Here is a 12,245-nt window from a genome sequence, read left to right as displayed (position 1 = left end):
GCCCCCCCCTCCCCTCCCCACCCACCCCGCATTTCCCGTCGCGGTGCACGCCATGTCAGGCCGCACCGCGTCCCTCGCCCTGAGCCGGTGTCGGCGCACCGGTCACCCGAGCCGCTGTCGGCGCACCGGCAGATACGCGCCCGAGCGACCTCGGTCCGAGTCCCACGCGGCCCCTGCCCCAGGACAGATGTAGTTGGCCTACGCCCCGACCCCTCTACAGATCCGTAGCCCCCGTCCGCCACAACGCGGCGGGGTCGGGATGTCCAACCCTCTTGCCATGGCGCGCGAGTCCTCACCGCTCCGTGCGCGAGTCCTCGCCCCTCCCGGCGTGGGTCCTCAACCCTCCCTGCCTGGGTCCTCACCCCTCCGGCAGACAGTGCTGGTCCAGAAGTTCCGGATCCTCACCCTCCTCTTCCAGTGCCTGCTTAACGACGCGAAGGGCGAGCCCCTCGCCGTAGCCCTTGCGGGCCAGCATTCCGGCCAGGCGGCGCAGTCGCTTTTCGCGGTCCAGGCCCCTGGTGGCCCGCAGCTTGCGATCGACCAACTCACGGGCGGTGGACTCCTCCTGTGCGGAGTCGAGGCGGCCGACGGCCTCCTCGATGAGGGCGGAGTCCACCCCCTTGGTGCGGAGTTCGCGGGCCAGCGCGCGGCGCGCCAGGCCCCGGCCGTGGTGGCGGGAGTCCACCCAGGCATCGGCGAAGGCCGCATCGTCGATCAGCCCGACGTCCTCGAACCGGGACAGCACCTCTTCCGCGGCCTCCTCGGGGATGCCCCGCTGCCGCAGGGCGTCCCCGAGCTGTTTGCGCGTTCGCGGGCTCCCGGTGAGCAGGCGCAGGCAGATGGCCCGCGCCTGCTCCTCGGGCGTACGCGGCGGTCCCGACTCGGCCCTCGACGAGGAGGGACCACCGCTGTCCATATCGCCACGACGGCCCCTGCGGCCGCTACGGGTCTCGGCGTCGCCGGCAGCGCCGCGGGGGGCATCCCCGCTGTCCGGCCATTCCGTTCGCCGTGTCATGGCGGGCTAGCTCTTGGCCGCGGCGGCCTTGGAACCCTTGGCGGCCTTCGCCGCCGGTGCCGGAGCCGCGACGGCCGGTTCACCCGCCGCCACCGCGGCGTCCGCGGCGGGGTCCGCCGCCGGGTCCTGCGGCTTCACACCGATGCCCAGCTTTTCCTTGATCTTCTTCTCGATCTCGTTGGCGAGATCCGGGTTGTCCTTGAGGAAGTTGCGGGCGTTCTCCTTGCCCTGGCCGAGCTGGTCGCCTTCGTAGGTGTACCAAGCGCCGGACTTCCGGATGAAGCCGTGCTCCACACCCATGTCGATCAGGCCGCCCTCACGGCTGATGCCCTGGCCGTAGAGGATGTCGAACTCGGCCTGCTTGAACGGCGGGGAGACCTTGTTCTTGACGACCTTGACGCGGGTACGGTTGCCGACCGCGTCCGTGCCGTCCTTGAGGGTTTCGATGCGGCGGATGTCGAGGCGCACCGAGGCGTAGAACTTCAGCGCACGGCCACCGGTCGTGGTCTCCGGCGAGCCGAACATCACGCCGATCTTCTCGCGGAGCTGGTTGATGAAGATCGCGGTGGTCTTGGACTGGTTGAGCGCGCTGGTGATCTTGCGCAGCGCCTGGCTCATCAGCCGGGCCTGGAGGCCGACGTGGGAGTCGCCCATCTCGCCCTCGATCTCGGCCCGCGGCACCAGGGCGGCGACGGAGTCGATCACGATGAGGTCGAGTGCGCCGGAGCGGACCAGCATGTCCGTGATTTCCAGGGCCTGCTCGCCGTTGTCCGGCTGGGACAGGATCAGGGAGTCGGTGTCCACACCGAGCTTCTTGGCGTACTCGGGGTCGAGGGCGTGCTCGGCGTCGATGAACGCGACGGAGCCGCCGGCCTTCTGGGCGTTCGCGACGGCGTGCAGGGTCAGGGTCGTCTTACCGGAGGACTCCGGGCCGTAGACCTCGATGACGCGGCCGCGGGGGAGGCCGCCGACGCCGAGCGCGACGTCGAGGGCGGTGGAGCCGGTGGGGATGACCTCGATGGGCTCCTTCGACCGCTCCCCCATGCGCATCACGGCGCCCTTGCCGAATTGCCGTTCAATCTGTGCGAGCGCGGCGTCCAGTGCCTTCTCGCGGTCGGTGCCTGCCATGGGTTCCACCCGATTTGCTTGAGTCGATCGCTTCACGTCCATGACGCTAACGCCTGCCACTGACAATGCGCCCGGACCCGGCTCCGGCCTGTGGATAACTCCGCGGAATACCCGAGGACACAGGCCTGATCCCCAATGAGAATGGATGTTCGATTTTGGTGTCAAGCAGCACCCCCGCACCAGCTGCCGACACCATGTCGCACCGGCCTGGCCGGCCCAACACTCCGGCATCCCTGCGGTGACCCCCTCGCCTACCCGCAGCCGGACGCCCATGGCCGGGCGAACCCATCAAGGGTCCGCCCCGCGCCGGAGCCGTCAGCGGGCGCCCTGCCCCTCCCCCTGGACGCCCTCCGCCCCCTGGTCCTCCAGCGGGGACGACGGCTGGTCGGCACGCAGGGTCCGCCGGACCCGGGCCAGGGCACTGACACCGCGCCCGCGCCTGCCGCGGACCCGCAGATCGTCGGTGACCTCGTACCGCTTGACGTACGCACCGAGGAACGCCTGCAGCGTCGCCGTCGCCGGGATCGCGATCAGTGCGCCCACCGCGCCCATCAGGGCCGTGCCGGCGACGACCGACCCGAAGGCGACGGCGGGATGGATGTCCACCGTCTTGGCCGTGATCCGCGGCTGCAGGAGGTAGTTCTCGAACTGCTGGTACGTCACGACGAAACCGAAGACCCACAGCGCGTACCAGGGGTTGACGGTGAACGCGAGCAGGATGGGCAGCGCGCCCGCGAGATACGTGCCGATGGTCGGGATGAACTGGGAGACCAGCCCCACCCACATGCCCAGCGCCGGGGCGTACGGCACACCGAGGACCTCCAGCAGGACGTAGTGCGCGACGCCGGAGATCAGCGCCATCAGCCCGCGGGAGTAGAGATAGCCACCGGTCTTGGCGACCGCGATCTCCCAGGCGCGCAGCACCTCCGTCTGGCGGTGCGGCGGCAGCACGGAGCACAGCGCACGGCGCAGCCGGGGGCCGTCGGCGGCGAAGTAGAACGAGAACAGGGCCACGGTCAGCAGGTTGAACAGGCTGCCCAGCACCGTCGCGGAGACGGCGAGGACATTGTTGGCGCTGTCCTGGACGTACTTCTGCAGCCAGTCGGACTTGAGCAGATTGTTCTGCACCTCGACCCGGGACAGATGCGTGTGCAGGGTGTTGTTGATCCAGCTGATGAGGGAGTCCAGGTACTGCGGGAACTCCTCCACCATGGTCGTGATCTGCCCGGCGAGCATGGAGCCCAGGAGCGCGAAGAATCCCGCAGCGGCGACGAGGATGCTCAGGAAGACCAGGCCGGTGGCCAGCCCGCGCCGCATGCCCCGGGCCGCCATCCAGTCGACGGCCGGTTCGACGGCCAGCGCGAGGAAGAACGCGATCAGCACATTCAGCAGCAGGGTGATCAGCTGGTGGAATCCCCAGGTGGCGAGCTGGAAACAGGCCACCAGGGCGAGCGCCAGCACCATGGCGCGCGGCAGCCAGGGCGGCATCCGCGCATCGGGCCGCTCCTCGGGGCGTGGGACGTCGTTGCTGATCTCATCTGGCTCAGGCACGGAGCCAAGTGTCGCGCACTGCTGTGACATCCCCGGCCCGGGCCCGTGCGGCCCGGCCGCGAGGGATCCGCTGCCGGACCCTTGCCGCCCAGGTCAGGGGGCGTATCCGCCGCCCGCTCAGCGCTTCTCGGGCGGCACGTCCATCACCGAGCAGACCACCCGCCACACCTCTTTGGCGCTCCACCCCGCGTCCAGCGCCTCGTGCACGGTCCGGCCGCCGAGGCCGGACATCACGTGATCACGTGCGAAGGAGTCGGCGTACGCCGGACCGAAGTGGTCCGCCATCCGCTCCCAGAAGATCGTCAACCGCATGAATTCCGCTCCGTACCCACTCTGATCTGCACTTTTCCAACCCCTCGCGCCCCGTACGGCCGTACGGAGTCCTACGGGCCTCCCGCGTCGCCCTGCACCAAGCATCCATCAGCCGGTCCGGGCGCCCGCCCGGCGGCCCGCAGGCCGTCAACCGCAGGCCTTCCGAATCCGTCCTGGGAGGGCACCGGTGCGCGAGCCGGTCCCCGCGGGGCCTTTCCGCCTTACGGTCAGGCCATGGCCGACAACGTAAGCCCACCCGCGACCCCTCTGGCGCGCGCCGAGCGCTTCATCTGGCTGACCGCCCGGGTGCTCGAACAACGGCTCTTCGAGTACCACTTCCTCGGCGGCGGGCCCGACCCGGTCGAGACCGCGCTCGCCGCGTACCGCAACGACGACGACGGCTTCGGTCATGCCCTGGAGCCCGATCTCCGCGGCCCGGTCAGCCAGCCGCTGCACACCGCGCACGCCCTGAAGGTGCTCGATCTGATCGGCCGCTGCGACGGCCGCCAGGTGGAGCGGATCTGCCGCTATCTGACGAAGATCTCCACCCCCGAGGGCGCGCTGCCTGCGCTGCACCCCTCACTGCGCGGCTATCCGGCCGCGCCCTGGATCCCGGTGGTCGACGATCCGCCCAGCGCACTACTGGCCACCGGCCCCGTGGTGGGGGTGCTGCACCGCAACGAGGTGTGGCACGCCTGGCTGTTCCGGGCCACGGACTACTGCTGGGCGGCCGTGGAGTCGCTGGAGGAGACCCATCCGTACGAGGTCGAGGCGGCGGTGGCCTTCCTGGACGGCGCCCCGGACCGGCCTCGGGCGGCCGCCGCGGCGCAGCGCCTCGGCCGGCTCGTACGGGAGCAGCAGCTGGTCCTGCTGGACCCGGAGCAGGCCGCGGATGTCCCGGTGGCGCAGGGGTACGCCCCCGGGGAACATCACCTGGCGTACGACTTCGCCGCCGCCCCCGGCTCGCTGGCCCGCAGCTGGTTCACCGACGGGGAGATGGACCGGGCGCTGGACCACCTCGCCGCGCTCCAGGAGAAGGACGGCGGCTGGCCGGTCAACTGGCGGGTGTGGGCACCGGGGACGGCGCTGGAAAGCCGCCCCATGGTGACGCTCAAGGCGCTGCTGACCCTGCGGGCGTACGGGCGCCCCCTGGGCTGAGCGCTCAGCCTCCCAGTGCCCGTACCCCCGCCGTGACGATCACCGCGACCCCTACGACCAGGAGGAACGGCGCCCGCAGGACGAGCGCGAGGGCCGCGGCGGCCACCCCCGCGGCCTTGGCGTCGAGCATCAGATGCCGGCCGTCGCTGAAGGTCTGTTGGGCGGTGAGCGCGGCCAGCAGGGCCACCGGCAGCAGGGCGGCCAGCCGTTTGACGAGCGGGCGCTCCAGTACGCCGGCGGGCGCCGACAGGCCGAGGTACTTCACCAGGTAGCAACCGACGGCGGTGACGGCGATCGCGATCCAGACGTTCATGCCCGGTCCTCCCCGGTGGTGCGGCGGATCTGCGCGGATCCGTCCTGGGGCGCGGTGTCGTCCGGGCCGGTACCGGGCCGTTCCGTCCCGTCCGTCTCCCTGGTGCGCTCCCGTCGCCCCTGTGCGAGGAGGACGGCGGGTGCGGCGAGCGCCGAGATCAGCACCGGTACGCCGGTGGGCAGGAGTGGCAGCGTCACCATGACGAGCACCACGGCCAGACCGGCCGTGAGCCGCTCGACGGTGGTCGTGAGCTTGGGCGCGAGCAGCGCCAGGAAGACCGCGGGGCCGGCCGCGTCCAGTCCCCAGGCATCGGTGTCACCGAGCGCTCCGGCACCGAGGGCGCCGACGAGGGTGGTGAGGTTCCACAGGACGTACAGCGTCAGGCCGGTGACCGTGAAGCCCAGTCGGGCGGTGCGCCGATCGGGCTGCGCCAGGGCGACGGCGGAGGTCTCGTCGATGACCCAGTGGGCGGCGAAGGGTTTCGCCGTCGCCCGGTAGCCGAGGACGGCGGACAGCCGCAGCCCGTAGAAGGCGTTGCGCGCGCCCAGGAAGAGGGCGGCGGCCGCGGCGGTGAGCGGATTCCCGCCCGCCGCGAGGGCGCCGACCAGGGCGAGCTGGGACGCCCCGGTGAACACCAGCAGGCTGAGCGCGCAGGTCTGCAGGAGGCTGAGCCCGGCGCCGGCCGAGGTGACGCCGAAGGCGAATCCGGAGAGGCCGACGGCGACGCCGACTCCGAGCGCGTCCCGGATGACGGCGGAGTCGGGTTTCGCGGAGGCGGCCGGCGGCTCCGCGGCCCCTCCCGGGGGACGTATCTGTGTCTGTTCTGCCACGCCCCGGACCTTAGGAGCGGGCGCCCTCGGCGGTCTTGTACGTTCTTGCGCCCCGGGCGGGCTGCCCGCCACCGGCAGCCCCCGTGCCGCCCGGCGGTGCCGTGCGCTCCCTGCGGTACGCGCCCGGTGGCACCCCGACGATCCGGGTGAAGTGCCGGTTGAGGTGGGGCTGATCGGTGAAGCCGACGGCGACGGCCGCGTCGGCGGGAGCGCTGCCCGCTTCCAGGAGCCGGCGGGCCCGGCGCACCCGGGCATCGGTGAGCCAGGTGTGCGGCGGCATCCCGTAGGCGCTGCGGAAGGCCCGCAGCAGCGCGAACGGGCCGGTCCCGAGCTCCTCGGCCAGCCGCTCCAGGGAGGGCGGGTCGGCCATCCGCTCCTCCAGGACGGTCCGCGCGCGGGCGGCGGTGCGGGCCCCGGCACTGCGGGGGTGGCGCACCGGGAGCGGGCCTCCGTAGCGGCGCAGCAGCCGGGCGACGAGGAGCCGCAGCAGGCTGTCTGCGGCGAGCGCGTTACCGGCCTCGGCGGCCCGGTGGATCTCGGTGATCATGTGGCCGAGGTGCGGGTCCTCGGCGACCGTCTCGTGGAACCCCGCGGTGCCGCGCAGCCCCGTGGTCTCCTCGGCGATCTCGGCGACGACGCCGGAAGAGGGGTAGAGCGTGGCGTAGGTCCAACCCTCGGGAGCACCCGCCCGCGCGGTGTGCGCAACCTCCGGGTTGATCATGATGATGCCGCCGTGGCCGGCCCGGACGGTCCCCTGCTGGAGTCCGACCTCCTCGATACCGGAGGTGACCGCGCAGACGACATACCCGTCGTGGGCATGGCGGGGGAAGGAGTGCCGGACATAGCGGGCGCGCAGCAGATCGAGGCCGGGCAGCCCCGCGTACCGCCAGTGACGCGCCCACTCGCCGCCCGCCCGCGGCATGGCGCCCGCGCCGGGGCCGCCGTCGGCCGCACCGTCCCCGCTGACCATGACCATGCCGTCATTCTGCGTCCGGCCCGGGGGTCGCCGGTCTGCACGTCCGAGGGGTGGACGGCCGGGCGGCGGCGGCCTCGGCGGCCGGGGAATCCGCAGGTGACAGCGGGCGGGGGCCTCGTTGTCAGTGGTCCGGTGCACGATGGGGGACATGGCTCAGGCAGCGCTCGACTCGTTCTCGCCCGCGACCCGCGGTTGGTTCGCCGGGGCGTTCAGCGCGCCCACCGCCGCGCAGGAAGGTGCCTGGCAGGCGATCGGCGCGGGCTGTGACGTCCTCGTGGTGGCGCCGACGGGATCCGGCAAGACGCTCGCCGCCTTCCTCGCCTCCCTGGACGCGCTGGCGAGCACTCCCCCGCCCGCCGAGCCGAAGAAGCGCTGCCGGGTGCTGTACGTCTCGCCGCTGAAGGCACTGGCCGTCGATGTCGAGCGCAATCTGCGCAGTCCGCTGACGGGCATCCGCCAGGAGTCGGTCCGTCTGGGACTGCCGGAGCCGGACATCACGGTCGGCATCCGCTCCGGGGACACCCCGCCCGCCGAGCGCCGGTCGCTCGCCAACCGCCCGCCGGACATCCTCATCACGACCCCCGAGTCGCTGTTCCTGATGCTGACGTCCTCGGCCCGGGAGGCGCTGGCGGGCGTCGAGACGGTGATCGTGGACGAGGTGCATGCCGTCGCCGGCACGAAGCGCGGCGCGCATCTGGCGCTGTCCCTGGAGCGACTGGACGAGCAGCTGGACCGCCCGGCGCGGCGGATCGGGCTGTCGGCGACGGTCCGCCCGGTGGAGGAGGTGGCCCGCTATCTGTCCCCGCGGCGCCGGGTGGAGATCGTGCAGCCGCCGTCCGGGAAGCGTTTCGACCTCTCGGTGGTCGTCCCGGTGGAGGACATGGGCGAACTGGGCGGCTCACCGGTCCAGGAGGGCGAGACCGGCGAGAAGCCGTCCATCTGGCCGCAGGTCGAGGAGAAGATCGCCGACCTCGTCCAGGCCCACCGCTCCACGATCGTCTTCGCCAACTCCCGCCGCCTGGCGGAGCGGCTGTGCAACCGCCTCAACGAGATCGCCTACGAGCGGGCGACGGGAGAGGTCCTGCCCGAGCACCACTCCCCCGCGGAGCTGATGGCGGAGTCCGGCGCCGCCAAGGGTGCGCCGCCCGTGCTGGCCCGTGCCCACCACGGCTCGGTGTCCAAGGAGCAACGCGCCCAGGTGGAGGAGGATCTGAAGGCCGGCCGGCTGCCGGCCGTGGTCGCCACGTCCAGCCTGGAGCTGGGCATCGACATGGGCGCGGTCGATCTGGTCGTCCAGGTGGAGTCCCCGCCGTCGGTGGCGTCCGGGCTGCAGCGCGTCGGCCGGGCCGGGCACCAGGTCGGCGCGGTCTCGACGGGCATCGTCTTCCCCAAGTACCGCGGCGACCTGGTGCAGGCGGCCGTGGTCACCGAGCGGATGCGCTCGGGTTCCATCGAAGCGCTGCGGGTGCCGGCCAACCCCCTGGACGTGCTCGCCCAGCAGCTCGTCGCCATGACCGCGATGGACACCTGGGACGTCGAGGAGCTGCTGGCCGTCGTCCGGCGGGCGGCCCCGTTCGCCGCGCTCCCCGAGTCGGCGTTCACGGCCGTACTGGACATGCTCGCCGGCCGCTATCCCTCCGACGCCTTCGCCGAACTGCGTCCGCGTCTGGTGTGGGACCGCGTCGCACAGACCGTCACGGGCCGTCCCGGAGCCCAGCGGCTGGCCGTCACCTCTGGCGGCACGATCCCCGACCGCGGCCTGTTCGGTGTGTTCCTGGCGGGCGGCGACTCCGGGAAGGGCGGTGGTGGGCGACGGGTGGGAGAGCTCGACGAGGAGATGGTCTACGAGTCCCGCGTCGGCGATGTCTTCACGCTCGGCACGACGTCCTGGCGCATCGAGGACATCACCCGTGACCGGGTGCTGGTCACCCCCGCCCCCGGGGTGCCGGGACGGCTGCCGTTCTGGAAGGGCGACCAGCTCGGCCGCCCCCTCGAACTGGGCCGGGCGCTCGGCGCGTTCCTCCGTGAGGTCGGCTCGCTCGGCCCCGAGGAGGCCGGGGCCCGGCTGTCCGCCGCCGGGCTGGACGACTGGGCGGTGTCCAATGTGCTGAGCTATCTCGCCGAGCAGAAGCAGGCCTGCGGCCATGTCCCCGACGACCGCACGATCGTCGTGGAACGGTTCCGCGACGAGCTGGGCGACTGGCGGGTGGTCATCCACTCCCCGTTCGGCGCGCAGGTGCACGCCCCCTGGGCGCTGGCACTGGGCGCCCGTCTCACCGAGCGCTACGGCATGGACGCCCAGGTGATGCACGCCGACGACGGCATCGTGCTGCGGCTGCCCGATGCCGATCTGATGGGCCTCGACCTCCTCGACGGCGACGCCGGTTTCGACCCGGCCGCCGACCCGGGCCTGCGCACCCGCGGCACGGAGTACGACCCGGAGCAGTCCCCGGTGGGAGCCGCCGATGTCGCCTTCGACCACGGCGAGGTCGACCAGCTGGTCACGGACCAGGTCGGCGGGTCCGCGCTGTTCGCCTCCCGTTTCCGTGAGTGCGCCGCCCGGGCCCTGCTGCTGCCGCGGCGCAGCCCCGGCAAGCGCACCCCGCTGTGGCAGCAGCGTCAGCGGGCCGCCCAACTCCTCCAGGTGGCCAGTGAGTTCGGGTCGTTCCCGATCGTGCTGGAGGCCGTCCGGGAATGCCTCCAGGACGTCTTCGACGTTCCGGGCCTGACGGAGCTGATGCGCGACCTGGAGGCCCGCCGGGTCCGCCTGGTGGAGGTCACCACCCCCGAGCCGTCCCCGTTCGCCCGCTCGCTGCTGTTCGGCTATGTCGCCCAGTTCCTGTACGAGGGCGATTCGCCGCTCGCCGAGCGCCGCGCCGCCGCGCTCTCCCTGGACTCCCGGCTCCTCGCCGAGCTGCTGGGCCAGGCCGAGCTGCGTGAGCTGCTGGACGCCGAGGTGCTGGCCGAGCTGGAGCGCGAGCTGCAGTGGCGCACGGAGGACCGGCGGGTCAAGGACGTCGAGGGGGTCGCCGATGTCCTGCGGCTGCTGGGCCCGCTGACCGACGCCGAGCTGACCGAGCGCGGCGCGGATCCGGCATGGGCCGGGGAGTTGGCCGCCGCCCGCCGCGCCCTCCGGGTGCGGATCGCCGGCGCCGACCACTGGGCCGCCGTCGAGGACGCCGGCCGGCTCCGCGACGCCCTGGGCACGGCGCTGCCGGTCGGCGTCCCGGAGTCGTTCACCGAACCGGTCAAGGACCCGCTCGGCGACCTGCTGTCCCGGTACGGCCGTACCCACGGCCCGTTCACCTCCGAGCAGGCGGCCGCCCGCTTCGGCCTGGGCACGGCCGTCACGGACGGCGCGCTGCACCGCCTCGCCGCGGCCGGCCGGGTCGTCCAGGGAGAGTTCCATCCCGCGGGCATCGGCCAGGAGTGGTGCGACGTCCAGGTGCTGCGCAGGCTGCGCCGCCGCTCGCTGGCCGCCCTGCGCGAGGAGCTGGAGCCGGTGCCGCCCGCCGCGCTCGCCGCCTTCCTCCCCCAGTGGCAGCACGTCGGCGCCCCGCGCCCGGCCCCGGTGAGCGGCGCGCCGGCGGTGTCCGGCGGCGCGTCGCACGGTCTGCGCGGCATCGACGGCCTGGCGCGCGCCATCGAGCAGCTCCAGGGCGCGCCGGTGCCCGCGTCCGCCCTGGAGAAGCTGGTGCTCCCGTCCCGCGTCGGCGGCTACACCCCTGCTCTGCTGGACGAACTCACCGCCACCGGCGAGGTGGTGTGGGCCGGCGCCGGCGCCCTCCCCGGGAAGGACGGCTGGCTCTCCCTCCATCTGGCCGACACCGCCCCGCTGCTGCTCCCGCCGCCGCTCCCGCTGGAACTGTCCGCGCTGCACGAGTCGTTGCTGACCGCCCTCGCCCCCGGATACGGCCTGTTCTTCCGCCAGCTCGCCGACCAGATCCGCGCCACCACCCACCCCGAGGCCACCGACCCGCAACTGGCCGACGCGCTGTGGGAACTGGCCTGGTCGGGCCGGCTGACCAATGACACCCTGGCCCCGCTGCGCGCCCTCCTCGGCTCGGGCCGCACCGCCGGCTCCACCGCCCATCGCGCCCGCCGCGCCACTCCCCGGGGCCGTTGGGGACACCCCGCGGGCGCGGGCCGCGGCGGCCGCCCCACCGCCTCCCGGTCCGGCCCGCCGACCGTGGGCGGCCGCTGGTCGCTGCTGCCCACGACCGAACCGGACCCCACGCACCGCGCCCACGCCCTGGCCCGTACGCTCCTCGACCGCCATGGCATCGTCACCCGCGGTGCGGTCGCCGCCGAGGGGGTCGAGGGCGGCTTCTCCGCCGCCTATCGCGTACTGGCCGCCTTCGAGGAGTCCGGTCAGGCCCGCCGCGGCTATGTGGTGGAGGGGCTGGGCGCCGCCCAGTTCGCGATGGACGGCGCGGTGGACCGGCTGCGCGCGGTCAGCACCCAGCGGGAGCGCACCGCCGATGCCGCGCCGCCGGACGGCGGCCCGGCGCCGTCCCGGCGCGGCGGCCCGCAGCGCGCCGTCCTGCTGGCCGCCGCGGACCCCGCCAACGCCTACGGCGCCGCCCTGCCCTGGCCCGAGCCGCCCGAAGGGTCCACCCACAAGCCCGGCCGCAAGGCGGGCTCCCTGGTCGTCCTGGTCGACGGCGAGCTGACGCTCTACATGGAGCGCGGCGGCAAGACCCTGCTGGTCTGGCCGCTCGGCCACGACCCGGCCCGGGCCGCCACCGACCCGCGCCTCCAGCTCGCCGTCGAGGCCCTCACCGACGCCGCCCGCGCCGGCGCCCTGGGCACCATCACCACCGAACGCATCAATGGCACCGCGGCGCTCACCTCCCCCTTCGCCGCCGCCCTGGAGTCCGCCGGCTTCCACCCCACCCCACGGGGCCTGCGCCTACGGGGGTGACGCGCGCGGCGCCGCAATACCGCCCACTCCCCCACGCC

Annotated in this window: 9 protein-coding genes; 2 read left to right on the top strand and 7 right to left on the bottom strand. The window is 73.3% G+C overall.

Features of this window, described 5'->3' with window-relative positions:
* Positions 1-358 precede the first annotated feature (358 nt).
* The 4 genes from recX to EST54_RS30820 all read right to left on the bottom strand — a co-directional run bounded on the left by recX (position 359) and on the right by EST54_RS30820 (position 4,006).
* Positions 359-1,015, bottom strand: coding sequence for a recombination regulator RecX (gene recX / locus EST54_RS30835; RefSeq protein WP_129250997.1), 657 nt, complete (start codon positions 1,013-1,015; stop codon positions 359-361).
* Between the two features lie 6 nt (positions 1,016-1,021).
* Positions 1,022-2,143, bottom strand: a complete 1,122-nt coding sequence (gene recA / locus EST54_RS30830) for a recombinase RecA (RefSeq protein WP_129250996.1) — start codon at positions 2,141-2,143, stop codon at positions 1,022-1,024.
* A 315-nt stretch (positions 2,144-2,458) separates the two neighbouring features.
* Positions 2,459-3,694 carry an AI-2E family transporter gene (locus EST54_RS30825; RefSeq protein WP_129250995.1) on the bottom strand — a complete coding sequence of 412 codons (1,236 nt, stop codon included), beginning with the start codon at positions 3,692-3,694 and terminating at the stop codon, positions 2,459-2,461.
* Positions 3,695-3,811: 117 nt separating this feature from the next.
* The gene (locus tag EST54_RS30820; RefSeq protein ID WP_129250994.1) at positions 3,812-4,006 is read right to left on the bottom strand and encodes a DUF3046 domain-containing protein; all 195 of its coding nucleotides are present in this window, start codon (positions 4,004-4,006) and stop codon (positions 3,812-3,814) included.
* 234 nt (positions 4,007-4,240) lie between these two features.
* Here EST54_RS30820 and EST54_RS30815 point away from each other — a divergent pair, with 234 nt between their 5' ends.
* Positions 4,241-5,164: a hypothetical protein gene (locus EST54_RS30815; RefSeq protein ID WP_129250993.1), complete on the top strand. Its 924-nt coding sequence runs from the start codon at positions 4,241-4,243 to the stop codon at positions 5,162-5,164.
* Positions 5,165-5,168: 4 nt separating this feature from the next.
* On the opposite strand, the gene EST54_RS30810 is transcribed toward EST54_RS30815, so the two are convergent.
* From EST54_RS30810 to EST54_RS30800, 3 genes are read right to left on the bottom strand one after another with little or no spacing between them, the layout of a single operon-like run.
* Entirely contained in the window at positions 5,169-5,477 is a 309-nt protein-coding gene (locus EST54_RS30810) for an AzlD domain-containing protein (RefSeq protein WP_129250992.1), read from the bottom strand.
* Complete coding sequence (locus tag EST54_RS30805) at positions 5,474-6,307, bottom strand: AzlC family ABC transporter permease (protein ID WP_129250991.1); 834 nt, start codon at positions 6,305-6,307, stop codon at positions 5,474-5,476. The genes EST54_RS30810 and EST54_RS30805 overlap by 4 nt, the downstream gene beginning before the upstream one ends.
* 10 nt (positions 6,308-6,317) lie before the next feature.
* Positions 6,318-7,283, bottom strand: coding sequence for an AraC family transcriptional regulator (locus EST54_RS30800; RefSeq protein ID WP_129250990.1), 966 nt, complete (start codon positions 7,281-7,283; stop codon positions 6,318-6,320).
* Positions 7,284-7,431: 148 nt separating this feature from the next.
* Here EST54_RS30800 and EST54_RS30795 point away from each other — a divergent pair, with 148 nt between their 5' ends.
* The gene (locus EST54_RS30795; RefSeq protein WP_129250989.1) at positions 7,432-12,207 is read left to right on the top strand and encodes an Lhr family helicase; all 4,776 of its coding nucleotides are present in this window, start codon (positions 7,432-7,434) and stop codon (positions 12,205-12,207) included.
* Positions 12,208-12,245 lie beyond the last annotated feature (38 nt).

It is taken from the genome of Streptomyces sioyaensis (genome assembly GCF_004122735.1).
Classification (GTDB): domain Bacteria; phylum Actinomycetota; class Actinomycetes; order Streptomycetales; family Streptomycetaceae; genus Streptomyces; species Streptomyces sioyaensis.
The sequence above is the reverse complement of the archived record's forward strand: the minus strand, read 5'-3'. Positions and strand labels throughout refer to the sequence as shown.

Excerpts from the sequence above, each read along its gene's own strand:
- EST54_RS30795 (WP_129250989.1), top strand. The coding sequence starts at position 7,432 with ATGGCTCAGGCAGCGCTCGACTCGTTCTCGCCCGCGACCCGCGGTTGG.
- EST54_RS30800 (WP_129250990.1), bottom strand. The coding sequence starts at position 7,283 with ATGGTCATGGTCAGCGGGGACGGTGCGGCCGACGGCGGCCCCGGCGCG.
- EST54_RS30820 (WP_129250994.1), bottom strand. The coding sequence starts at position 4,006 with ATGCGGTTGACGATCTTCTGGGAGCGGATGGCGGACCACTTCGGTCCG.
- recX (WP_129250997.1), bottom strand. The coding sequence starts at position 1,015 with ATGACACGGCGAACGGAATGGCCGGACAGCGGGGATGCCCCCCGCGGC.
- EST54_RS30810 (WP_129250992.1), bottom strand. The coding sequence starts at position 5,477 with ATGAACGTCTGGATCGCGATCGCCGTCACCGCCGTCGGTTGCTACCTG.
- recA (WP_129250996.1), bottom strand. The coding sequence starts at position 2,143 with ATGGCAGGCACCGACCGCGAGAAGGCACTGGACGCCGCGCTCGCACAG.
- EST54_RS30815 (WP_129250993.1), top strand. The coding sequence starts at position 4,241 with ATGGCCGACAACGTAAGCCCACCCGCGACCCCTCTGGCGCGCGCCGAG.